At 72.6% G+C, this 20,712-nt stretch carries 22 protein-coding genes; 11 read left to right on the top strand and 11 right to left on the bottom strand.

The annotated features are described in order from the left end of the window. Positions 1 to 81 precede the first annotated feature (81 nt). The 3 genes from ABD067_RS26065 to petA are packed head-to-tail and all read right to left on the bottom strand — an operon-like array spanning position 82 to position 2,762. Entirely contained in the window at positions 82 to 861 is a 780-nt protein-coding gene (locus tag ABD067_RS26065) for a cytochrome c1 (protein WP_343898357.1), read from the bottom strand. Continuing rightward, entirely contained in the window at positions 861 to 2,138 is a 1,278-nt protein-coding gene (locus ABD067_RS26060; RefSeq protein ID WP_343898355.1) for a cytochrome b, read from the bottom strand. The genes ABD067_RS26065 and ABD067_RS26060 overlap by 1 nt, the downstream gene beginning before the upstream one ends. Positions 2,139 to 2,174: 36 nt before the next feature. Further along, positions 2,175 to 2,762 (bottom strand): ubiquinol-cytochrome c reductase iron-sulfur subunit, encoded by a 588-nt coding sequence (gene petA, locus ABD067_RS26055; RefSeq protein WP_343898354.1) that lies wholly within the window; start codon positions 2,760 to 2,762, stop codon positions 2,175 to 2,177. 214 nt (positions 2,763 to 2,976) lie between these two features. Between petA and hemF the strand changes: the two genes are divergently transcribed. The 3 genes from hemF to ABD067_RS26040 all read left to right on the top strand — a co-directional run bounded on the left by hemF (position 2,977) and on the right by ABD067_RS26040 (position 6,356). Then, complete coding sequence (gene hemF, locus ABD067_RS26050; RefSeq protein ID WP_343898389.1) at positions 2,977 to 3,876, top strand: oxygen-dependent coproporphyrinogen oxidase; 900 nt, start codon at positions 2,977 to 2,979, stop codon at positions 3,874 to 3,876. 16 nt (positions 3,877 to 3,892) lie between these two features. Then, complete coding sequence (locus tag ABD067_RS26045) at positions 3,893 to 4,873, top strand: NADPH:quinone reductase (protein WP_343898353.1); 981 nt, start codon at positions 3,893 to 3,895, stop codon at positions 4,871 to 4,873. An 82-nt stretch (positions 4,874 to 4,955) separates the two neighbouring features. Beyond that, positions 4,956 to 6,356, top strand: a complete 1,401-nt coding sequence (locus ABD067_RS26040; RefSeq protein WP_343898352.1) for a DUF4214 domain-containing protein — start codon at positions 4,956 to 4,958, stop codon at positions 6,354 to 6,356. An 82-nt stretch (positions 6,357 to 6,438) separates the two neighbouring features. Here the strand turns inward: ABD067_RS26040 and ABD067_RS26035 are convergent, their stop codons facing one another. Beyond that, complete coding sequence (locus tag ABD067_RS26035; protein ID WP_343898351.1) at positions 6,439 to 6,567, bottom strand: hypothetical protein; 129 nt, start codon at positions 6,565 to 6,567, stop codon at positions 6,439 to 6,441. A gap of 334 nt (positions 6,568 to 6,901) precedes the next feature. Between ABD067_RS26035 and ABD067_RS26030 the strand changes: the two genes are divergently transcribed. The 3 genes from ABD067_RS26030 to ABD067_RS26020 all read left to right on the top strand — a co-directional run bounded on the left by ABD067_RS26030 (position 6,902) and on the right by ABD067_RS26020 (position 9,571). Then, positions 6,902 to 7,639, top strand: a complete 738-nt coding sequence (locus ABD067_RS26030) for a Crp/Fnr family transcriptional regulator (RefSeq protein WP_343898350.1) — start codon at positions 6,902 to 6,904, stop codon at positions 7,637 to 7,639. A gap of 314 nt (positions 7,640 to 7,953) precedes the next feature. Further along, positions 7,954 to 8,424 carry a response regulator gene (locus ABD067_RS26025; protein WP_343898349.1) on the top strand — a complete coding sequence of 157 codons (471 nt, stop codon included), beginning with the start codon at positions 7,954 to 7,956 and terminating at the stop codon, positions 8,422 to 8,424. Positions 8,425 to 8,578: 154 nt separating this feature from the next. After that, positions 8,579 to 9,571: a Bug family tripartite tricarboxylate transporter substrate binding protein gene (locus ABD067_RS26020; RefSeq protein ID WP_343898348.1), complete on the top strand. Its 993-nt coding sequence runs from the start codon at positions 8,579 to 8,581 to the stop codon at positions 9,569 to 9,571. A 231-nt stretch (positions 9,572 to 9,802) separates the two neighbouring features. Here the strand turns inward: ABD067_RS26020 and ABD067_RS26015 are convergent, their stop codons facing one another. The 4 genes from ABD067_RS26015 to ABD067_RS26000 form a co-directional block, all read right to left on the bottom strand. Next, positions 9,803 to 10,222 (bottom strand): hypothetical protein, encoded by a 420-nt coding sequence (locus ABD067_RS26015; protein WP_343898347.1) that lies wholly within the window; start codon positions 10,220 to 10,222, stop codon positions 9,803 to 9,805. Positions 10,223 to 10,274: 52 nt separating this feature from the next. Then, entirely contained in the window at positions 10,275 to 10,667 is a 393-nt protein-coding gene (locus tag ABD067_RS26010) for a PRC-barrel domain-containing protein (RefSeq protein ID WP_343898346.1), read from the bottom strand. 210 nt (positions 10,668 to 10,877) lie between these two features. Continuing rightward, a complete protein-coding gene (locus ABD067_RS26005; protein WP_343898345.1) occupies positions 10,878 to 11,093 on the bottom strand; it encodes a hypothetical protein in 216 nt (71 codons plus the stop codon). Between the two features lie 2 nt (positions 11,094 to 11,095). Next, positions 11,096 to 11,296 (bottom strand): hypothetical protein, encoded by a 201-nt coding sequence (locus tag ABD067_RS26000; protein WP_343898344.1) that lies wholly within the window; start codon positions 11,294 to 11,296, stop codon positions 11,096 to 11,098. A 95-nt stretch (positions 11,297 to 11,391) separates the two neighbouring features. On the opposite strand from ABD067_RS26000, the gene ABD067_RS25995 reads away from it, so the two are divergent. The 4 genes from ABD067_RS25995 to ABD067_RS25980 all read left to right on the top strand — a co-directional run bounded on the left by ABD067_RS25995 (position 11,392) and on the right by ABD067_RS25980 (position 16,923). Next, the gene (locus tag ABD067_RS25995) at positions 11,392 to 12,078 is read left to right on the top strand and encodes a tyrosine-protein phosphatase (RefSeq protein ID WP_343898388.1); all 687 of its coding nucleotides are present in this window, start codon (positions 11,392 to 11,394) and stop codon (positions 12,076 to 12,078) included. Between the two features lie 96 nt (positions 12,079 to 12,174). After that, on the top strand, positions 12,175 to 14,532 hold the full coding sequence (locus ABD067_RS25990; protein WP_343898343.1) for a fused MFS/spermidine synthase: 2,358 nt from the start codon (positions 12,175 to 12,177) through the stop codon (positions 14,530 to 14,532). A gap of 608 nt (positions 14,533 to 15,140) precedes the next feature. Beyond that, positions 15,141 to 15,776: a ribonuclease HII gene (locus ABD067_RS25985; RefSeq protein ID WP_343898342.1), complete on the top strand. Its 636-nt coding sequence runs from the start codon at positions 15,141 to 15,143 to the stop codon at positions 15,774 to 15,776. 118 nt (positions 15,777 to 15,894) lie between these two features. Then, positions 15,895 to 16,923 (top strand): site-specific DNA-methyltransferase, encoded by a 1,029-nt coding sequence (locus ABD067_RS25980; RefSeq protein ID WP_343898386.1) that lies wholly within the window; start codon positions 15,895 to 15,897, stop codon positions 16,921 to 16,923. 89 nt (positions 16,924 to 17,012) lie between these two features. Here ABD067_RS25980 and ABD067_RS25975 read toward each other — a convergent pair whose 3' ends face one another. Both ABD067_RS25975 and ABD067_RS25970 read right to left on the bottom strand, forming a co-directional pair. Next, positions 17,013 to 17,285: a hypothetical protein gene (locus tag ABD067_RS25975; RefSeq protein WP_343898341.1), complete on the bottom strand. Its 273-nt coding sequence runs from the start codon at positions 17,283 to 17,285 to the stop codon at positions 17,013 to 17,015. A gap of 246 nt (positions 17,286 to 17,531) precedes the next feature. Then, positions 17,532 to 18,176 (bottom strand): FMN-binding negative transcriptional regulator, encoded by a 645-nt coding sequence (locus ABD067_RS25970; RefSeq protein WP_343898340.1) that lies wholly within the window; start codon positions 18,174 to 18,176, stop codon positions 17,532 to 17,534. Between the two features lie 107 nt (positions 18,177 to 18,283). Between ABD067_RS25970 and ABD067_RS25965 the strand changes: the two genes are divergently transcribed. Continuing rightward, complete coding sequence (locus ABD067_RS25965) at positions 18,284 to 19,090, top strand: hypothetical protein (RefSeq protein ID WP_343898339.1); 807 nt, start codon at positions 18,284 to 18,286, stop codon at positions 19,088 to 19,090. 94 nt (positions 19,091 to 19,184) lie between these two features. On the opposite strand, the gene ABD067_RS25960 is transcribed toward ABD067_RS25965, so the two are convergent. Beyond that, entirely contained in the window at positions 19,185 to 20,648 is a 1,464-nt protein-coding gene (locus ABD067_RS25960) for an ATP-binding protein (RefSeq protein ID WP_343898338.1), read from the bottom strand. Between the last annotated feature and the right edge of the window lie 64 nt (positions 20,649 to 20,712).

Below are 20,712 nucleotides of genomic sequence, written 5' to 3'. Positions count from 1 at the left end.
GGAGGGGCGGACACGGAAAGGGCCGCCCTGGGGCGGCCCTCCGCATCGTCCCGGACTGCGCCGCGGCAGCGCGCGCCGCGGTCAATGCACGTCGGACCAGATCTTGCGCTTCACCGCGTAGACCAACCCGCCGAGGATGGTCAGGAACAGGATGATCCTGACACCCATCTGCTTGCGCTGCTCCAACTCCGGCTCGGCCGCCCAGGCGAGGAAGGTGGTCACGTCCTTCGACATCTGCTCGACGGTGGCGGCGGTCCCGTCCTTGTACTCGACCTGCCCTTCGCCCGCGATCGGCGGTGCCATGGCGATCTGCCGGCCGGCGAAGTACTTGTTGTAGTTCATCCCCTCCATGAGGTGGAAGTCTTCGGGAGGGTCCGAGTAGCCGGTGAGCAACGCGTGGATGTAGTCCGCCCCGTGCTCCCGCGCCTTGGTGATGACGGACAGGTCCGGCGGGTAAGCCCCGTTGTTCGCCGCTCGCGCCGCGTTCTCGTTGGTGAAGGGGCTGCGGAAGCGGTCGGAGGGCCGCCCCGGACGCTCGAACATCTGCCCTTCGTCGTTGGGTCCGTCGTTCACCTGCACCGTCGCGGCGATGGCCCGCACCTCGGCGTCCGACAGGCCCAGTTCCCGCAGGTTGCGGTAGTAGAGCAGCCGCATCGAATGGCAGTTGGAGCAGACCTCCTTGTAGACCTGGAAGCCGCGCTGCGCCGAGGCGCGGTCGAAGGTGCCGAACAGCCCGTCGAAGGAGAAGTTGGTGTCGGGCGGGGGCAGGGCCTCCCCGGCCGCCAAGGCCGGGCCGGCGCCGCCGGCGAGCGCGAGCCCGCCGGCCAGCAGGGCCGCCCGCAAGCGAGAGCGCAGAGCCATCACGCCTTCTCCATCGGCTTGGCGGTCGCGCCCGCCGGCAACGGTCCGCCGCCGGCCCCCCGCAGCACCGGCATGGATATGCTGGTCGGCAGCGGCAGGCCGCGCTCCTTGGCGCCCAGGAAGGGCAGGATCACCAGGAAGTAGGCGAAGTAGTAAAGCGTGGCGAGCCGGGCGATCGTGACGTAGGGCTCCTCCGGCGGCTTCGCGCCGCAGTACATCAGCACGAAGAAGGACACGAGCCACAGCAGCAGGCAGATCCGCGCCACGGGGCGGAAACGCATGGACCGCACCGGGCTGGTGTCGAGCCAGGGCAGGATGAACAGGATCATGATCGATCCGCCCATCAGCGCCACGCCGCCGAGCTTGTCCGGCACCGCGCGCAAGATCGCGTAGAAGGGCAGGAAGTACCATTCCGGCACGATGTGCGGCGGCGTCACCAGCGGGTTGGCCGGGATGTAGTTGTCCGGGTGCCCGAGCAGGTTCGGCGCGAAGAACACCAGCGCCGCGAAGACGATGAAGTAGACGACGAGGCCGACGCTGTCCTTGGCCGTGTAGTACGGGTGGAAGGGCAGCGTGTCCTGCGGCCCCTTCGGGTCGATGCCGAGCGGGTTGTTCGAGCCCGTGATGTGCAGCGCCGCGATGTGCAGGAACACCACGCCGAAGGTCACGAAGGGCAGCAGGTAGTGCAGGCTGTAGAAGCGGTTGAGCGTCGGGTTGTCCACGCTGAACCCGCCCCAGAGCCACGTCACTATGCTCTCGCCGACCAGCGGTATGGCGCTGAACAGGTTGGTGATGACGGTGGCGCCCCAGAAGGACATCTGGCCCCAAGGCAGCACGTAGCCGAGGAAGGCGGTGGCCATCATCAGCAGGAAGATCACCACGCCCAGCATGAACAGCAGCTCGCGCGGCGCCTTGTAGGAGCCGTAGTAGAGCGCCCGCCAGATGTGGATGTAGACCACGATGAAGAACATGCTGGCGCCGTTGGAGTGGATGTAGCGCAGCAGCCAGCCGTAATTCACGTCGCGCATGATGCGCTCGACCGAGTCGAACGCGTAGGTCACGTGCGCCGTGTAGTTCATCGCCAGGAAAATGCCCGTGGCGATCATGATGGTCAGGTTGACCAGCGCCAACCCGCCGAAGTTCCAGAAGTAGTTGAAGTTGCGGGGCGTCGGGAACGTCCCGTACTCCTTCTGCATCATGGTGAAGATGGGCAGGCGAGCGTCCACCCAGCGAATGACCGGGTTCTTGAACTCGCTTTCGTGCAGGCCGATGGCCATGGAGGCGCTCCTGAAACGTCCGGCGGGCCCGAGGCCTCAGCCGATGCGGATCTGCGTGTCTGAGGTGAAGACGTACTCCGGAACCTCAAGGTTGGCCGGCGCCGGCCCCTGCCGGATGCGGCCGGAGGTGTCGTAATGGCTGCCGTGGCAGGGGCAGAACCAGCCGCCGAAGTTGCCCTTGCTGTCGCTGGGCTTCTGCCCCAGCGGCACGCAACCGAGGTGCGTGCAGACGCCGAGCAGCACCAGCCACTCGTCCTTGATGACGCGCGCCTGGTCCGGCGCCGGGTCGGGCAGTTGCGAGATCGGGACGGAGCGGGCCGCCTGGATCTCCTCCGCCGTGCGGTGCCGCACGAAGACCGGCTTGCCGCGCCACATGATCGTGACGGCCGAGCCGACGGCGATGGGCGACAGGTCCACCTCCGTGCTCGCCAGCGCCAGCACGTCGCGCGACGGGTTCATGGACGCGATGAAGGGCACCGCCGCCGCGCCCAGGCCGACGACGGTGAAGGCGGCCGTGGTCAGCGTCAGGAAGTCCCGCCGCGTCCCGCCGCCGCCGTCCGGGTCCGTGGCGGGGCCGTGTTCGGGGACCTGGGGTGCCCCGTGCTGCGCCAAGGTGTCGGCCATGCGTTCTGTCGTCCCTGCTCCCCGGCGGCGCCCGGCCCATTTGGCAAGGACGGGCCCGCGCCGATGCGAAAACCGCGGCGGCGGGGAAGGTCCCTGCCGCGCCGCACCGCATATAAGGTGCGGGAACGGAGGGTGGCAATCCGGCGGAACCGCCGATAACCCGCGTCACTCCAGCCCGCAGGAGAACGCCGTGACCGGACCCGCCGCGCACCCGATGGACCATCCCTTGGCCGCCCCGGCCCGCGCTTGGTTCGAAACGCTGCGCGACCGGATCTGCGCCGCCTTCGAAGCGATCGAGGACGAGGCGGACGCCGGCCCCCACGCCGGGCTGCCGGCCGGGCGCTTCGAGCGCACGCCCTGGACGCGGCCGGCCGAAGCCGGCCAAGGCGGCGGTGTAAGCGGCGGGGGCGGCGTGATGGGCCTCATGCGCGGCGGCCGCGTGTTCGAGAAGGTGGGCGTCAACGTCTCCACCGTGCACGGCGAGTTCTCGCCCGAGTTCCGCGCCCAGATCCCCGGCGCCGAAGCCGACCCGCGCTTCTTCGCCACCGGCATCTCCCTCGTCGCCCACATGCGCAGCCCGCGCGTGCCGGCCGTGCACATGAACACCCGCTTCATCTCCACCACCCGCGCCTGGTTCGGCGGCGGCGGCGACATCACCCCGATGTTCCCCGACTCGCCCGAGGCCCGCGCCGACGCGGAGCGCTTCCACGCCGCTTTCCGCGCCGCCTGCGACCGCCACGACCCGACGTACTACGAGCGCTTCAAGCGGTGGTGCGACGAGTACTTCTTCCTGCCGCACCGGGTAGAGCCGCGCGGCCTCGGCGGCATCTTCTACGACTGGCTCGGCGACCGCACGCCGGGGCACGGCGCGGAGGCCGATTTCGCCTTCACGCGCGACGTCGGCCTCGCCTTCCTCGAAGCCTACCCCGCCATCGTCCGCGGCCGGATGCGCGAGCCCTGGACGGACGACGAGCGCCGGCGCCAACTGGTCCGCCGCGGCCGCTACGTGGAATTCAACCTGCTCTACGACCGCGGCACGCTGTTCGGCCTCAAGACCGGCGGCAACGTCGAGGCGATTCTGATGAGCCTGCCGCCCGAAGCGGCCTGGCCCTGATCCGGAGGGGAAAGCGATGAAGGCAGTCTGGTACGATCGCACCGGCGGCCCCGAGGTGCTGACCTTCGGCGAGCTGCCGACACCCAAGCCGGGGCCGGGCGAGGTGCTGGTGCGCCTCGCCACCTCCGGCGTGAACCCCTCCGACTGGAAGAGCCGCAGCGGCACCACCGGCCGCCCGATGGGCTTCCCCCGCATCGTGCCGCACAGCGACGGCGCCGGCATCGTGGAGGCGGTGGGCGAGGGCGTGGACAAGGCCCGCGTCGGCGAGCGCGTGTGGATCTGGAACGGCCAATGGAAGCGCGCCTTCGGCACCGCCGCCGAGTACATCGCGTTGCCCTCCGCCCAGGCCGTGCGCCTGCCGGACAACACCGGCTTCGACGAGGGCGCCTGCCTCGGCATCCCCGCGCTCACGGCGCTCCACGCGGTGCTGACCGACGGCGGCGTGTCCGGCCGGCGCGTGCTGGTCGCGGGCGGCGCCGGCTCCGTCGGCCACTACGCCGTGCAGTTCGCGCGCCTGCTCGGCGCCGCGCAGGTGCTCGCCACCGTCAGCTCGGAGGAGAAGGCGGCGCACGCCCTGTCGGCCGGCGCCGACGCCACGATAGACTACAAGCGGCAGGACGTGGCGGAGCGCGTGGGGGCGCTCACCGGCGGCCGCGGCGTGGACCGCGTGGTGGAGGTGGACATCGCCGGCAACGACGCCGTCCTGCCGGCGCTGCTCGCGCCCGGCGGCCTCGTCGCGGTCTACGGCTCCAACGCCGCCGTCGCGCAGATCGCCTTCGGCCCCGCCATCCTGAAGGGCATCGCCTTCCGCTTCTTCATCGTCTACGAGCTGGACGCGGCGCAGCGCGCCACCGCCCTCGGCGCGCTCAACGGCTGGCTGGAGCGCGGCCTGGTGCGGCACGCCGTGGCCGCGCGGGCGCCGCTGGCCGAATGCGCGCGGGCGCAGCAGGCGGTGCAGGAAGGCAAGCACATCGGCAACGTCGTGCTGGACTGCTGACGGCCGAGCGCCGGGACGCGTTTTAGTTGCGATATCGCAAAATATTGTGCTACCTCGGCGCCTGTTAGGAACCGAGGCCCGCATGCCGCCTGCCCCGTTGTACGTGCCCGAACCCGGCTCCCTGCGGCGCCTGACGCTGACGAGCTACCCGGAGGGCGCCCCGGTCGGTTGGGACAACGCCGCTTACTTCGCCACCGCGGACCTCTTCGCCACCAGCCGTGACACCTTCGTGGCGAAGCTCACCGGCGGCGCGACCTACTACTTCTTCTCGATGAGCGACCGCGACCCGGGCACGCTCGCCCTGCACGACTTGGACGGACAGGCCCTCGCCTGGGACACCAACATCCTCGGCATCGACCCCGGCACGGACGCGATCCTCGAGTATCGCGCCACGTACACGGGCGACCACTACATCGACGCGTCCTGGACGCACCCGATATACAATCCCTACGCGTCCATCGAGGTCTACGAGGACGTGGACACCGTGGATGCGGACTCGACCGTCTACGGCACCGCCGGGAACGACGTCCTGCGCGACGGCGCGCCCAGCCAGCGTTTCGAGGGCGGGCCCGGCCGCGACGCGTTCGAAGCGCCGAGCATCGGGCGCCGGAGCGCTGTCGTCGAACCGCAAGCCGACGGCGAGATCCTCGTGCGCCACCGCTGGCACACCGAAACCCTCGCCGGGATCGAGGAGGTGCGCTTCGCCGACGGCCGGCTGGTGTTCGACCCGTCGCACGCGGCCGCGCAGGTGGTGCGGCTCTACCAAGCGGCGCTCGGGCGCGCGCCGGACCAGGGCGGGCTGAACGCTTGGATCGACGCGCTGGAAACCGGCGCGCCGCTCCGCGACTTGGCCCAGGGATTCCTCGGCAGCGCCGAGTTCGCGTCCCGCATGGGACCGGACCTGTCGGACGGCGCCGTCGTGACCCGCCTCTACCAAAACGTGCTCGGCCGGGCCCCGGACCAGGGCGGGTACGACTACTGGATCGGCGCCCTCCGGGGAGGCATGGAGCGCGCGCAGGCGCTGGCCGGCTTTTCCGAAAGCCCCGAAAACAAGGCGAACACCGCTTCCACCGTGGCCAACGGCATCTGGGACGTGTCGGAAACGGCGGCACAGGTCGCCCGGCTCTATGACGCCGTGCTCGGCCGTCTGCCCGACATCGGCGGGCTGGCGAACTGGCGCGAGGCCATCGAAGCCGGCGGTTCGAGCCTCCGGGCGGTCGCCGGCAGCTTCGCGGCGAGTGCCGAATTCCAGTCCCGCTACGGCGCCCTCGACGACGCGGGTTTCGTCTCGGCGCTCTACCGGAACACCTTGCACAGGGAACCCGAGACCGGGGGCCTGTCCGCTTGGACCGGCGCCCTAGGCGGGGGCGCGACGCGCGCGGACGTGGTGCTCGGCTTCTCCGAGAGCGCGGAGCACAAGGCGAACACCGCGCCGAACATCATGAACGAGGACCCGGCCTCCTTCGGCATCCTTTTCGCCTGACGCGGGGCGGCCTTCGGCCGCGCGGCGGGGAGCGGTCTGGGGCGGCGATGATCGCGGCGCGAACGGGCGCCTTATGGCTTCTCTACGTCGCCCCGCCCCACCGCTGGCGCGGAGCGGCGGCGAGTTCCAGCAGGTCCATCTCCTTCTCGACGAGGTGGAACGCGGCGTCGCCGATCTCGCCGAGCGACAGCAGAAGGCGGTCGAACGCCATGTCTTGCGCCCGCCGCGCCTCCGCGCTGCGCCCGTCGATCCATTGAAGGGGGTCCCTGTGGTTTGCGCCACGGCCGCGATGCCGCGCCTGCCCAGCGCATGGGGCAAGTGCCGGTGCGTTCGAAATCGGACGCAGCCCGCGTAGAACGCGCGGCGCGGTCCGTTTCGGCGGCCGCCGGGCGCATCGGGCACGCCGCGCGCCGGCGTCCACGTCCTTCAGGCTTGGAAACGCCGCGCTGCGGCCCAATTTCAGATCCATCGTCCGCACGGATCCCGGCCGCGGGCGGCTGAGAGAGGCCAGCGCTCCCGCCACATCCCGTGCGAGTAGCCGCCCAGTGGCCTCTTTGGACCAGCACCAGCACCGAGCCTCCGTCCGCAACGGCCTGCTCGCGGCGCTGCCGCCCGGGGACTTGGCGCGGTTGCGCCCCATGTTGCGGCCGGTCGAACTCCCCTTCGACGGGACCCTCACCCCAGCGGGCAGCGAGGTGGACGCCGTGCTGTTCCCCGAAACCGGAATGGTGTCCCTGCTGGCCGCCCTGGAAGACGGCGAGCAGGTCGAGGTCGGCATCGTCGGCCGGGAGGGGCTGGTCGGCCTGCCGCTGGTGTTCGGCGACGACCGTTCGCTCACCGAGGCCAGGGTGCAGCAGGAGGGCACCGCGCTCCGGATGGACGCGGCGGCGCTCCGCGACGGGATGGGGGGGAGCGCGGCGCTGCGGGCGCTGCTGCTGCGCTACGCCCTGGCCTTCAACACTCAGGTGAGCCTGACCGCAGCGTGCAACGCCTTCCATGTTGTCGAGCAGCGCCTCGCCCGCTGGTTGCTCACCGCCCACGACCGCGCGGACGGCGACGAGTTCCCCATGACGCACGACTTCCTGTCCCTGATGCTGGGCGTGCGCCGCCCCGGCCTTTCGGTGGCGGCCGGGGCGCTGCAAAAGGCCGGCCTCATCCAGTACGCCCGCGGCCGGATGGCCATCACCGACCGGCACGGCCTCGAAGCGGCCAGTTGCGAGTGCTACCACGCCGTGCGGCGCGAGTTCGCCCGCCTGCTCGGCGGCGAGTCGCCGCCCGGATAGGCGCTGTTTTTTTCTGCCAGCTGTTCGGAACCGAACAGTCGGGCGCCGGCGAACCGGCTACGCCCCGGACGAAGCCCGGACGGGAGGGCGCGTCCTGTGGAGTTGCATCCGGACATGCTTGAGGACCGACGCGGCCGTGTCGCGGCCGCGGCCGACATCGTGGCTTCCGCTCTGGAGCGGGGCCTGCCGCACTTGGCCCTGGGCGCGGCCCGGGAAGCGGCGCGCTCGGCGCTGCTGGCGCTGGCCACCGGGCCGCACCGGCTCGCCGGCCGCCCGCCGAGCGGGCGGCCACCATCCGGGCGATGCTGTCCGCCGTGGACCGCCTGTTCCCGCCGTCTCCGGCCATGGCGTACCTGGGGGACGGCCTTCCCGACTGCCGGGACAAACTCGCCAGCAAGCGCGTCCTCGTGGTCGAGGACGAGGCGCTGGTGTCCATGCTGATGGAGGACGAGCTGCGCGACGCCCGCGCCGAGATCCTTGGTCCCGTCCCGTCGGTCGAGAACGCGCTGCAACTGGTTGAGGCGGCGGTCTCGGACGGCGGGATCAGCGCCGCGGTGCTCGACATCAACCTCGGCGGGCAGCACGTGGCGCCGCTGGCCGATCGATTGGCCGCGCTCGGCGTGCCGTTCCTGTTCGCCACCGGCTACGGCGTGAACCACGACACGGGCGGATACGGGCGCGCGCCGGTGCTGGAAAAGCCCTTCGACGCGGGGCGGCTGGTCGCAACCGTCGCCGAGCTCACCTTCACCGGGGCGGACGCCGCGGCGCCGCTGCCCGGGCGATAGGCGCGGCAGGCTCGGCACCGGCGGGCCGCTTCCGCGCGCGCCGCGCCCCCCGGCCGCGCCGCCGATCGGCGGCCTGCGTTGCCGTGCACGGCCGCGCGCACCATGCTGCCGCGCACGAGAGCCGGCGGGGAGCCGGCCGGAGGAAACGCCGCCCATGCTCCGCCGCCGCGTCCTGTCCAACGTCGCCGCCTTCGCCTCCGCCGCGGCGGCGTTTGTCCGCCCCGCCTTCGCCCAATCCGTCGCCTCCTGGCCCGACCGCCCGGTCCGCGTCCTGGTCCCCTGGCCGCCCGGCGGCTCGACCGATGTGTTGACCCGCTTGATGTGCGAGCAGCTCTCCCAGCGGCTCGGCCAGCCCTTCGTGGTGGAGAACCGCCCCGGCGCCTCCGGCAACATCGGCATGGACGCGCTCGCGAAGTCGGCGCCCGACGGCTACACCCTCGGCCCGGCCACCATCGCCAACCTCTGCATCAACCAGTTCGCCTACAAGAGCATGGGCCACGACCCGGAGCGCGACCTCATCCCCGTCGCCCTCACTTGGGAGATGCCCAACGTCGCCGTGGTGGCGCCCCAGTTCGTGCCCGTGGAGGACCTGAAGGGCTTCATCGCCTGGGCCAAGGCGAAGCGCGGCGGCATCACCTACGGCTCGCCGGGCGTCACCACCACCGCGCACCTCTCGGGCGCCCTCCTCTCGCAGCGCGCCGGCTTCGAGGCCTCGCACGTGCCCTACCGCGGCGCCGCGCAGGTGATCCCGACGCTGCTCTCGGGCGACCTGAACTTCGCCCTCGACAACCTCGCCTCCTACCTGCCCGTGATCCAGGAAGGCCGCCTGCGCGGCCTCGCCGTCACCAGCGCCGAGCGTTGGCCGACGCTGCCGAACGTGCCGACCATGGCGGAAGCCGGGATGCCGGACTTCGTCGTCACCTCCTGGTGCACCCTGGCCTTCCCGGCCGGCGTGCCGCGCCCGGTCGTGGACCGCCTCAACGCCGCCATCAAGCAGGTCGCGGCGGAGCCGTCCGTGCAGCAACGCTTCCAGCAGGTCGGCGCCAAGGTGCTCTGGTCCACGCCGGAGGACGCCGCCGCCCACGCGGCCAAGGAGCGCCCGCGCTGGCGCGACCTGGTGCAGCTCACCGGCGCGCGGATCGAGTAGGGGAGGGCGGGCCGCGGCGGGGACGCCGCCACCCTCGACAGGCCCGTTGGCGGGTGTCCGCGTTCGAGCGACGCGGGCGTTGAGCGGTCCGGTACGGCCCGACGCCGCGGCATCCCGGCACCGCGCAACCTGGACCCGTTTCAGCCTGACCGTGGTCAGGCCGACCCGTGTCCAGGGTTTGCTGGACCGGCGATCCGCGCCCTGGGTGTTTCCACTCAGGGCGACCGCGGTCTAGCGGCGGTCGCGCGCGCCGGCCCAGAAGTCGCCCTCCTCGCCCGCCAGCGGCGGGGCGCCGGGAACGGGCCCTCCGCCGCCCTGCCCGGCGGCCGCCCGGTCGCGCGCGGCGGCGGACGGACGCGGGACCGGTTTGCGCGGCGCGTACCACCCGTCCAGGTCCGCCCAGACGTTCCCGGGTTCGGTTCGGAGCCGCGGCCCGTGGCCGCCGCCGCCCGTCTGCCCCTCGGCGGCGTCGGGGGCCTCCCGTGCCCCGTCCGGCCGTGGCCGGGAGGCGCCCTGGTCGGCGCCGGTGGGCGTGGGCACCGGAGCGGGCGCGGCGCGCGCCTCCCCCCGGGCCGGGCGCGCGGACGGGGAGGCGCAGGACGGCAGCGCGAGCGCGGCGACGCCGACGAGCAGGAGGGCGCGGACCGCCATGGCGGCGCGTTATCGGGCGCCGCGGACGGGCGCAAGCCCGCCGCCCGGGCTTTCAGATCCCGGCGTAAGGGTAGGTCATCCCGTAGTAGTCGTAGATGCTGCGCCCGTAGCCCGGGTTGTCCCAAGGCGCTTCGTCGCTGGCGTAGGAGGGCGCGTGCTCCAACCGCTCGCGCGTCACCTCCGCCACGTAGCCGCCCACGCGCGGGTCGTAGTCCAGCGCCTTCCAGGGCAGCGGGTAGTAGCGCTCGCGGATGCCGAGGAAGCCGCCGAAGCCCACCACTGCATACTCCACTTGGCCGGAGCGCTTGTCGATCATGAGGGTGTAGACGGAGCCGATCGCTTCGCCCGCGCGGTTGTAGACCGCCGTGCCCTCCACCTTGTCGGAGGCGATGAGCCGCTCCGTCTCGTTCATGGCGACGCCTTTGTCCTCGGTTGCGTCAGGCATGGCGGCCTCCCCGTGTGCCGGGGACACAACGACGGCCGGACGCGTCCGTTGCGCGCCACCATGCTCGCTTCGGGGGGGCCAAAAAATGCCGCGATGCGCCCGCCGACGTCCGGACCGCGCCTTTTGTCCGAAGGCGGCGGGCGAGACCGCAAGGAAGCAGGGCGGCAAAGAAACGGCGGGGCGCCGCAGCGCCCCGCGCCCTTCGCGGACCTAGCCCTTTTTGTCCGGATCGCGCGTGTGGTGCCGGTCCCGCTCCCCGCCCCCGCCCGAAACGCGCGACCGGGTGGTGTTGGTCGGCTCGTTCGGGTTCGGCCCCTGGTCGTCGCGCGGGCTGTGGGCGTGGCCGTGCGAACCGCCCTGGTGGCTGCTCCCCGGCCCGCCGCCGTCGTTGTCGTTGTTCTTCTCGGTCGAGCGCTGCTTCGACATGCTCAGCGGTCCTGCTGGTGGCCCTGGTGGGTGGTGTTCTGCGCCGAGTTGCCCGCGCGGCCCTGCTCGGCGGTGTTGCCGTCCTTGCCGCCGCCGCGGGCTTCCGCGTTCTGCGCCGCCGCCGGGTCCACCCGGTCGTCGCCGCCCGGCCCCTTGTCGCTGCGGTTGGCCGGTGGCACCGGCGGCATGTGCGCCTTCGACATGGCTGATTCCCCTTCCCGTGACCGATCCCGAACGCGCCGCCGCCGAGGGCCGTTCCCGCTGGCGCGCGCGCGTGCCGCACCCCATAACGCCGCGCATGCCTTCGCCCGCCGCGCCGCCCGGGGCCGCCGCCGGCCCGCGGCCGTCGCGCCGCCGGCACTGGGTCAACAGCCTCTTCGTGGACCACGCCGCCCTGCGCCTCGGCTGGCGCAACTGGGCGGCCGTGGAGGAGGGGCGCCTTTACCGCTCCAACCACCCGCTGCCCTGGCAACTGCGCCACGCGGCACGGCGCTTCGGCTTGCGCACCGTCATCAACCTGCGCGGCGAGCGCGCCGACTGCGGCTCCGACCGCCTCGGCCGGGCGGAGGCGGCGGCGCTCGGCCTCGCCCACGTGGACGCGCCCTTCGAGAGCCGCGGCGCGCCGCACCGCGACCGCGTACTCCGCTTGGCCGAGATCTACCGCACGATGGAGGAGCCGGCGCTGATCCACTGCAAGTCCGGCGCCGACCGCACCGGCCTCGCCGCCGGCATCTGGCTGCTGCTCCAAGGCCGCCCGCCGGAGGAGGCGATGGCGCAGCTCTCCTTTCGGTACGGCCACGTGCGGCAAGGGCGCACCGGTGTCCTGGACGCGTTCTTCCGCCTCTATGCCGAGGCGCACCGGCGCGACGGGACGCCCTTCTTGGATTGGGTGCGCGACGACTACGACGAGGCCGCGTTGCGGGCGTCCTTCCGGTCCAAGCCCTGGGCCAACCTTTTGGTGGACAAGATCCTGCGGCGGGAGTGACGCTTTTCGCGAGACTCCGCGAGCAATTTGCGCCTTTCCTCGAGCCGAACCTTCGTGCAAAACCTGCTGGTTGGGTTGCACGAAGGGTCTTCGCGCATGCCGCGTTTGGGGTTGGCGTTCTTCTGCTCGGGCTTCGCGGCCTTGCTTTGCCAGATCGTCTGGCAGCGCATGCTCGGCATCTTCGCCGGGTCCGACACGATCAGCGCCGCCCTGGTGGTGGGCGCCTTCCTCGCCGGCCTGGGCCTCGGCTCCATCCTCGGCGCCCGGGCGGCGGACCGCTTGGCGCCGGCCCGGGCGCTGGTGGGCTTCGCCTTGTGCGAGGCCGGCGTCGCCCTCTGCGCCGTGGTGTCCAAGCCCTTCCTCTACGACTGGCTGGCCCTGTCCATGGCCGGGCGGGTGGACGCGCCGCTGGCGGTGTTCGCGCTCTGCTTCGCCGGCTTGGCGGTGCCGACCACGCTCATGGGCGCGTCCTTGCCGCTGCTCTCGCGCGCCGTCGCCACCTCGCTCGACACGGTGGCCGAGCGCATCGGCCGGCTCTACGGGCTGAACACCCTGGGCGCCGGCCTCGGCGCGCTGCTCGGGGGGTGGTTGGTGCTCGGCAACATCGGCTTCGAGGCCGCGCTGGCGCTCGCCGCGGCGCTTGAACTCGCGGCGGCGGCGCTGGCCCTGACTCTGCTGCCCGGACTCCAGGGCGCGGCGTCCGCCGCCGCCGCCACTGGGCACGCCAAGGCCGCCGCGGCCGGAGCCTCGGCGCCGGCGCCCTTCGGCGGCCTGCCGCTGTGGTGCGGGCTGGTGTTCCTGTCCGGCTACGTGATCGTGGCGCTGGAGATCGTGTGGGTGCGGCTGATGGGGCAGGTCGGGCAATTCCACGCCTACCTGTTCCCCACGGTGCTCGGCGTGTTCCTGCTCGCCGACGGCGCCGGCATGGCATGGGGTGCCCGCATGGTCCGCCGGATGGACGACCCGCGGCCGGCCTTCTTCGCCGCCCAGGGCGGGGGCTTCGTGCTGGCGGCGGCGCTGGTGGGCGCCCTGTGGCTGGCGCTGCCGCACCCGCCGCTGGCATCCCTGATGGGCGTAGACAACAGCCGCTTCTCCGCGGAGGCGATGGGCACGACCGTGGCCTTGGCCGTGCTGGTGGTCGGCCCGCCGGCCTTCCTGATCGGCATGACCTTCGCCTTCGCGCAAAAGGCGGTGCAGCGGGACCTGGCGAGCGTGGGCGCGCGGGTGGGCTGGGTGCAGCTCGCCAACATCGCCGGCAACGCGGCGGGCTCGCTCGGCACCGGCCTCGTCACGTTGCACCTGCTGGGCACCATGGGCACGCTGAAGCTGCTGGCCGCGCTGACCCTGGCGCTGCTGCTCGGCGCGTGGTGGTGGCGGGCGGATGGCGGCGGCGACCGGGCCCGGCCGCGGCGCCGCCGGCCGGCGCCGATGCCCGCCGCGCTCGCGCTCGGTTGCCTGCTCTCGACCGTCGCGCTGCCCGGCAACGCCGCCTTTTGGCGCCGGATGCACGCCGAGCCGCCGGAAGGGGGCTTCGTGGCCGGCGCCGAGGACCGGTCCGGCGTCGCCTTCTACCGCGAAGCGCCGCAGCCCGGCGGGCAGCGCCCCGGCTCCTTCTTCATCATGGGCTTCCGGCAAGGCTCGGTGCCCTTCATGGAGGGCCACGTCCTGCTTGGCGTGCTCGGCCCGCTGCTGCACCCGGCGCCGGAACGGGTGCTGGCGATCGGCGTGGGCAGCGGCGGCACGCCGTGGGGTGCGCTGGTGTCGCCGCAAACGCGCGAGCTGCGCGCGGTGGAGCTGGTCGGCCCGGTGCTGGACACGCTCGAACAGATCGCCGAGGCGCGGCCCGACGGGGCGGTCGCGGCCCTGCTCGCCGACCCGCGCGTGCGCGTGGAGCACGGCGACGGCCGCCGGGCGCTCGCCCGCGGCGACGAGGCGTGGGACGTGATCGAGGCCGACGCCATCCTGCCGGAGTCGTCGCACAGCGGCCTGCTCTACAGCGCCGAGTTCCTGCGGACGGTGCGGGGCCGGCTGAAGCCCGGCGGGCTCTACGTGCAATGGGCGCCCACCGCGCGCGTGGTGGACACCTTCGCCGCGGTGTTCCCGCACACGCTCCTGCTCTGGCCCTTCCAGATCCTCGTGGGCAGCGACCGGCCCATCGCCTTCGACCACGGCGAGTTGCTGGACCGCTTGGATTCGCCCGAGGTGCTGGCCCACGCGCGCCGCGGCAACGCGGAGATCCGCTCCCTCGCGCGGCTGGTGGACGGCGCGCCGCAGATCTGGACGCCGGACACGCCGCGCGCCCCGGCGGCGCTGACCGACATGTTCCCGCGCGACGAGTTCTTCGCCAACCAGCCGCTGCTGCCCGCGCGGCGGCGCACGCAGCGCGAAACCGCATTGGGCATGGGGCTCGACGGGCTCGGGGAGGTGAGGGTGGCGAAGCGGAAGGCGCAATGATGCGGGCGCCGTCCCGGGACCGGTGGCCCGAGGGCCGGGGCTCCCGGACACCATGCCTGCCGGCCTCGCTCCTCTTCGGCTCCGGCGGCGGCGTGCCCGCCCGCGGTCGGGCGGCGAGGAGGAAAGGCCGTGGGCGTCGCCGGACCGTTTTCATCCACACCGCCGTTCCCGCGCCGCAGCGCAACCGCTAAGCTGCCCGCCATGGCACGCACAGCGACGCAATCCGCCACGGCCTTGGCCGTGCTCGCCGCGCTTCCGGCGCTGGCGGCCTGCGCCACATCCGGCTCCTCCCCCGGTGTCAGCGCCTCTGACGGGCTGCCGACCTTCATGTGGCCGCAGCCGCGCATGCGGCCGCCCTCGAGCGAGCGCCCGACCTGGCTGGCGCCGCAGCCCGCGGAACCGCAACGCTTGCCCGCGCCGACATTCGGCTTCCGGGCGTAGAGCGGAGGCGCGGCCGGGAGCCGCCGCCCTCGGCCGAATCGCTCGCGCCGCATCGGCGGAGCAGCTACATTCCGCTCGCCGACACCCGGGCTTGGTCTTCCGTCCGGAAGCTTTCAGCGCCGCCGGGTAAGGTGGCGAGGCAGCAAGGCGCCGCGACGCACGCCCGGATGACACCGCACTTCGAGTTCGAGACCGGCTTCGGAAAGGGCGACCGGGTCGCCGGCGTGGACGAGGCCGGCCGTGGGCCGCTGGCCGGGCCGGTGCTGGCCGCAGCCGTGGTCTTTCCCGACGGCGTGCCGCCCGCGCTCGCCGCGCTGCTCGACGACAGCAAACGCTTGACCGCGCCGGCGCGGGAGGCGGCCGCGCTCGCGCTGCGCGAAGCGGCTTCGGCAGGGGGCGCCGAGATCGGCGTCGGCGCCGCTTCGGCGGCCGAGATCGGGCGGCTGAACATCCTGCGCGCCACCCACCTCGCCATGGCCCGGGCGGTGGCGCGGCTGCCGCGCCCGCCGGCCCTGGCGCTGGTGGACGGCAACCGGCCGCCGCCGCTCGCCTGCCCGGTGCGGTGCGTGGTCGGCGGCGACGGGCTGTCCCTCTCGATCGCCGCCGCCTCGATTCTGGCCAAGGTCGTCCGGGACCGCGCCATGGCGCGGCTCGGGGCGCGCTGGCCGGCCTACGGCTTCGCGGACCACGCCGGTTACCCCACGCTGCGGCACCGGCGGGCGCTGGCGCTGCACGGCGCCTGCCCGCACCACCGCCGCGGTTTCCGGCCGGTGGACCGGGCGATCGCCGCATCCTGTGGTTGACCAGGCCGTTGCGGGCCGCGATGATTCATCCGGGGGCATCAGCGGGGAGTGGTATTCTTTGGGGACCGGGCTCGCTCTGCCCCTCGACCAGGTTCTGGTCGGGGACTGCATCGACTTGATGCGCGGCCTGCCGCCCGCCTCCGTGCATGCGGTGTTCGCCGACCCGCCCTACAACCTCCAGCTCAAGAACGGCTTGCGCCGGCCGGACCACAGCTTGGTGGACGGCGTGGACGACGCCTGGGACAGCTTTCCGGATCTCGCCGCCTACGACGCCTTCACCCGCGCCTGGCTCGGCGAGGCGCGCCGCGTGCTGCGCAAGGACGGCACGGTCTGGGTCATGGGCAGCTACCACAACGTCTTTCGCTTGGGCGCGGCGCTGCAAGACCTCGGATTCTGGGTGCTGAACGACATTGTCTGGCGCAAGTCGAACCCGATGCCGAACTTCCGCGGCCGGCGTTTCACCAACGCGCACGAGACGCTGATCTGGGCCGCGCGGGGGCCGGAGAGCCGCTACCGCTTCAACTACGCCGCCATGAAGGCGCTGAACGAGGACCTGCAGATGCGGAGCGACTGGCTGCTGCCGCTCTGCACCGGCCCGGAGCGGCTGCGCGACTCCAAGGGCGCCAAGCTGCACCCGACGCAGAAGCCCGAGGCGCTGCTGCACCGGGTGCTGCTCGCCTGCACCGGGCCGGGCGACGTGGTGCTGGACCCCTTCCTCGGCACCGGCACCACGGCGGCGGTGGCCAAGCGCCTCGGCCGCCGCTTCATCGGGATCGAGCGGGAGGAGGCCTACGCGGACGCCGCCGCCGGGCGGATCGCCGCGGTGGAGCCGCTGCCGGAGGCCGCAGCCGCGATCACGCCGGCCAAGCGGGAGCAGCCGCGCATCCCCTTCGGCACCCTGGTCGAGCGTGGCTTGGTCCCGCCCGGCTCCGTGCTCGTGGACCGCGCCCGCCGCTGGAGCGCGCAGGTGGCGGCTGACGGCTCGGTCCGCTGCGGCCGGGCGCAGGGCTCCATCCACCGCGTCGGCGCGCTGGTGCAGGACGCGCCGAGTTGCAACGGCTGGACCTTCTGGCACGTGGAGGCGCGCGACGGCCGCTTGCGCGCGCTGGACGAGTTCCGGGCGGAGATCGCCGGCGGCGCGGGCTGACGCCGGTGCGGATCACGGCCATCCCGCTCCCCGGTCGGACGCCGGATCGAGCGGCCTCTGGCCGTCCGCGCGGCGTGACGCCGCCGTTTTCAGTCGGCGGCGCGGACGGTGGCGGCCGACGTGTTTCGGCGCGCGCGCCTGAACACGTCTGCGGTGAAGAAGATGCCGACCAGCAGGATGCTGTGGACCGCGGCGCTGAACCCGAAGACCAAAGCGCTGCCGATCCACGCCGAGAAAACGATGCACCACATGTAGGCCAAGACCTGCATCATCTGGAACCGTTGCATCTTGGGAATCCGCATGAGCGGGCTCACCTCGGGATCCATCACGAGGCGCCACATCCCTGCCAAGCTTCGGGTCATCGGTTTTTCATCCTGTGGCGCTGGCATGATTGCCGAGCGTGGACGCGGGCCGCGGCGGTGGACGTCGCCGGCAAGTATTCGGCTCGGGTCGAAAAATCAGCGCGGCGAGGAGACGCTTTCTCGGCGGGCGTCAGGGCACATGGCCCGGACTCACCGACTTACATCGGGAGGCAGCGCTATTTCGCGCATTGCCTTGACAACGCGTATCGACATGGATGGGCGGCGTTTCGGCATCGCCGTCCGGTGTCAGTCGCCCTCAGCCACCGCCCGCATGGCCGACGCCGCGTCCTGGTCCCGCGCGTCCGCGCTCGCGCCGAGGCCGGCGATGGCGCCGTCCCGGTCGGCCGGGGTGCGGTTCTGGCTCAGCTTGCGCTTGCCGGCCAGCCGCTCCACCCGCAGCGAGACGCCGACGATGCCGCGGAGCTGGCCCGCCACGAAGGGTGCCGGCGCGTCCCCCACCGACCAGGGCCGCGGCTGCGCCGCCTCGTGCGCTTCCGTCAGGCGGGACACGAAATCATGCAGCCGCTCCGCGTCCTCCACGATCTCGACGGGGCCTTCGGCGTGAACCGCCTCGTAGTTCCAGGTGGGCACGACCTTCCCGTGCTCCGCCTTGGAGGCGTACCAATTGGGCGAGACGTAGGCCTCGACGCCGGGGAACACCGCGACGGCGCACCCTGCCTCCGCGAGCCGGCGCCAGTGCGGGTTGCCGCGCGCGAAGTGCCCGATGATGAAGGCGCCCGCGCCGTCCTCGACCAGGAGCAAGGGCAGGTGCGTGACATCGGGCACGCCGTCGGGGCCGTTGGAGACCAGCATCGCAAGGCGCGCGGACCGGATCAGGCCGCGCAAGACCTCCGGGCGCTCCTCGCGGAAGGCGGGCGGTTGGTAGAGCATGGCGTCGGCAGCGTGCCAGCGCCCCGCCCGCCGCGCAATCGCGCCGCCGGCGGCCGGGAACCGGCCGGCATCCCCGGCGACCGCCGCGCTCAGCTTCGGACCAGGACATGAACGAACCCACGCAGAATCCAACCGGCCTGCGCCGGCCGACATCGCCGGGCCCGCTGCGCGCCGCCGCGCGCCGCCTCGCCCTGCTGGCGGCGGTCCTGCTCGCCCCCTGGCCCGCCGCCGCCGGCGTGTTCGACGAGTTCCAGATCTTCGACGGGCGGATCGCGGAGCCGGGCGGCTTCGACGTCAACCAGCACCTCGTCTTCGGCCGCCGCGGCCGGAACGGCGAGGGCGCGCCGCGCAACGGCCTGTTGACGACCTCCGAAATCGGCTACGCCACCGCGACTTGGCACGAGATCGCGCTGTACCTGCCGGTCGCGCGCGAGTTCTCGGGCGACCTCTACGGCGGCGGCTTCAAGGTGCGGAACACCTTCGTGGTGCCGAACGCGGGCGAGCGCCCGATCGCCGGCGGCCTCGACATCGAGATCCGCCACCAGTCCACGCGCTTCTCCGGCGCGAATTGGGCGATCAGCCTGCGGCCGATCCTCGACCTCCGCACCGGGCCTTGGCAGCTCATCCTGAACCCGACCGTCGAAATACCCCTCGGCCGCGAAGGCCCGGTCTTCGCGCCGGCGGTGCGCGGGGTGCGCCAAGTGGCGGAGCGCGTCTGGCTCGGCGTGGAGCACTTCATGGATTTCGGCCGGATCAGCCGTTTCGAAAGGACGGAGCGGCAGGCGCACCAGCTCTTCGTCACCACCGACGTACGCCTGGGCAAGAGCCTGGCGCTCCACGTCGGCCTGGGGCACGGCCTCACCCACAACAGCGACCGCTGGGCGGGCAAGGCGATCCTCAGCTTCGATTTCTGAGGACCGGCCTGGCGTCGGGGCCGACCCGTCCGGCGCCCGGCACGAAGGCCCGCGGCCGGTAGACCTGCGGCAGGCCTCGCCGCCGCGCCGCCTCTCAGCCCTTGCGCGGGGCCATGCCGTAGCCGTCGGGGTCTTCCTTGGGGTGGAGGTTGCCGATGGCGAAGGCGAGCACGTCGCGGTGGCACGCGGGAGGGGCGCCGCGGTATTTGCACGCCGCGAGCACCTGGCCGACGATGAACCCGGGCTGGTAGGCGGCGAGCGCGACGCCTTGGCGCTCGGCGAGTTCGGAGATGACGAAGGCGATCGCCTCGTCCGTGGCAACCACGCCGCGCGCGCGCGCGACCGCGCGGAAAATCTGCCCGAACTCCGCCGGGCTCGGGCCCGTGACCTCGATCTTGTAGGGGATGCGGCGCAGGAAGGCGGGGTCCATCAGCTGGCCCGGCGGCATGTTGGTGGAGAAGATCACCAGCTCGTCGAAGGGCAGCGAGAAGCTCTTGCCGGTGTGCAGCTTCATGAAGTCCTTGCGGCTCTCCAGCGGCACGATCCACCGGTTGAGGAGCGCCTCCGGGCTGACCAGTTGGCGGCCGAAGTCGTCGATCAGGAACGTGCCGTTCAGCGCCTTCACGTGCAGCGGCGCCTCGTAGAACTTGGCCAGCGGGTTGAAGCTGAGGTCCAGCATCTCGAGCGTCAGCTCGCCGCCGGTGACGACGAACGGGCGCCGGCAGGGCACCCAGCGGCGGTCGAAGCCGGCGGCCCGGATGCTGCTGCTTTGGCTCGGGTCGGCGGCGGCGGACGAGGCGACCTCCCGGTGGATGTCGGGGTCGAAGACCTTCACGATCTGGCCGCTGACCTCGAAGCAGTGCGGGACGTAGATCATGGAGCTGAAAACCGAGCCGATGCGCTCGGCCACCGAGGTCTTGCCGTTGCCGGGCGGACCGTAGAGCAGGATCGGCCGGCCCGAGTTGACCGCCGGGCCGACCTGGGACACCAGGTCGTCGGACGTCACGAGCCCGGCCAGCGCCTTGGCCACCGCCTCCGGGGGCACCCGCTCGTCGCCGATGGCTTGGCGCTTGATGCGCGCGATGTAGTCCGCCAGCGGGACCGGGGCGGGGCCCACATAGGCGTTCTGCTCGAAGGCCTGCTGCGCCCATTCCCGCCCGGCCGCGGTGAGCGCGACGCGGGGCCGGCCCGTGAGGGTCGCAGCGGCGAGGATCTCGATGAGCTTCCGCGCCTTGGCCTCGTCCACCAGATTCTGCACGAGGCGCGATGGCAGCCTCAGCACGTCGGCGGCCTTGGCCACCGTGTCCACGGAGCCGGATTGCAGGATTTTGGTGAGCAGGTTCAGCAGGTCCGGCAGGCTGAGCCCGGTGTCCTCGAGCGAGGACGGCGCCGCGGGCACGGCGGCGACCGCTTCGGCCAGGGCTTCGCGGGAAAGCCGTCCCGCGGCCACGAGGATTTCGCCCAGCAGACCGCCCCGCTGCCTCTGCTCCTCGAGCGCCGACGCGACGTCGTCCGGCGTCACCAGCCCGTTGATGGTGAAAAGCTCGCCGAGCAGCATCCGGTGCCTCCGTCGCATGGCGGGCGGCCGGGAGCGGGCCCGACCGGCCGCTTATTGCGGCGGT

Source organism: Craurococcus roseus, from assembly GCF_039523795.1.
Classification (GTDB): domain Bacteria; phylum Pseudomonadota; class Alphaproteobacteria; order Acetobacterales; family Acetobacteraceae; genus Craurococcus; species Craurococcus roseus.
The sequence above is the reverse complement of the archived record's forward strand: the minus strand, read 5'-3'. Positions and strand labels throughout refer to the sequence as shown.

What these genes read in the sequence shown, in the direction of transcription:
- ABD067_RS26065 (WP_343898357.1), bottom strand. Translation starts at nt 861, where the DNA reads ATGGCTCTGCGCTCTCGCTTGCGGGCGGCCCTGCTGGCCGGCGGGCTC.
- ABD067_RS26060 (WP_343898355.1), bottom strand. Translation starts at nt 2,138, where the DNA reads ATGGCCATCGGCCTGCACGAAAGCGAGTTCAAGAACCCGGTCATTCGC.
- petA (WP_343898354.1), bottom strand. Translation starts at nt 2,762, where the DNA reads ATGGCCGACACCTTGGCGCAGCACGGGGCACCCCAGGTCCCCGAACAC.
- hemF (WP_343898389.1), top strand. Translation starts at nt 2,977, where the DNA reads ATGGACCATCCCTTGGCCGCCCCGGCCCGCGCTTGGTTCGAAACGCTG.
- ABD067_RS26045 (WP_343898353.1), top strand. Translation starts at nt 3,893, where the DNA reads ATGAAGGCAGTCTGGTACGATCGCACCGGCGGCCCCGAGGTGCTGACC.
- ABD067_RS26040 (WP_343898352.1), top strand. Translation starts at nt 4,956, where the DNA reads ATGCCGCCTGCCCCGTTGTACGTGCCCGAACCCGGCTCCCTGCGGCGC.
- ABD067_RS26035 (WP_343898351.1), bottom strand. Translation starts at nt 6,567, where the DNA reads ATGGCGTTCGACCGCCTTCTGCTGTCGCTCGGCGAGATCGGCGACGCC.
- ABD067_RS26020 (WP_343898348.1), top strand. Translation starts at nt 8,579, where the DNA reads ATGCTCCGCCGCCGCGTCCTGTCCAACGTCGCCGCCTTCGCCTCCGCC.
- ABD067_RS26015 (WP_343898347.1), bottom strand. Translation starts at nt 10,222, where the DNA reads ATGGCGGTCCGCGCCCTCCTGCTCGTCGGCGTCGCCGCGCTCGCGCTG.
- ABD067_RS26010 (WP_343898346.1), bottom strand. Translation starts at nt 10,667, where the DNA reads ATGCCTGACGCAACCGAGGACAAAGGCGTCGCCATGAACGAGACGGAG.
- ABD067_RS26005 (WP_343898345.1), bottom strand. Translation starts at nt 11,093, where the DNA reads ATGTCGAAGCAGCGCTCGACCGAGAAGAACAACGACAACGACGGCGGC.
- ABD067_RS26000 (WP_343898344.1), bottom strand. Translation starts at nt 11,296, where the DNA reads ATGTCGAAGGCGCACATGCCGCCGGTGCCACCGGCCAACCGCAGCGAC.
- ABD067_RS25995 (WP_343898388.1), top strand. Translation starts at nt 11,392, where the DNA reads ATGCCTTCGCCCGCCGCGCCGCCCGGGGCCGCCGCCGGCCCGCGGCCG.
- ABD067_RS25990 (WP_343898343.1), top strand. Translation starts at nt 12,175, where the DNA reads ATGCCGCGTTTGGGGTTGGCGTTCTTCTGCTCGGGCTTCGCGGCCTTG.
- ABD067_RS25985 (WP_343898342.1), top strand. Translation starts at nt 15,141, where the DNA reads ATGACACCGCACTTCGAGTTCGAGACCGGCTTCGGAAAGGGCGACCGG.
- ABD067_RS25980 (WP_343898386.1), top strand. Translation starts at nt 15,895, where the DNA reads ATGCGCGGCCTGCCGCCCGCCTCCGTGCATGCGGTGTTCGCCGACCCG.
- ABD067_RS25975 (WP_343898341.1), bottom strand. Translation starts at nt 17,285, where the DNA reads ATGACCCGAAGCTTGGCAGGGATGTGGCGCCTCGTGATGGATCCCGAG.
- ABD067_RS25970 (WP_343898340.1), bottom strand. Translation starts at nt 18,176, where the DNA reads ATGCTCTACCAACCGCCCGCCTTCCGCGAGGAGCGCCCGGAGGTCTTG.
- ABD067_RS25965 (WP_343898339.1), top strand. Translation starts at nt 18,284, where the DNA reads ATGAACGAACCCACGCAGAATCCAACCGGCCTGCGCCGGCCGACATCG.
- ABD067_RS25960 (WP_343898338.1), bottom strand. Translation starts at nt 20,648, where the DNA reads ATGCTGCTCGGCGAGCTTTTCACCATCAACGGGCTGGTGACGCCGGAC.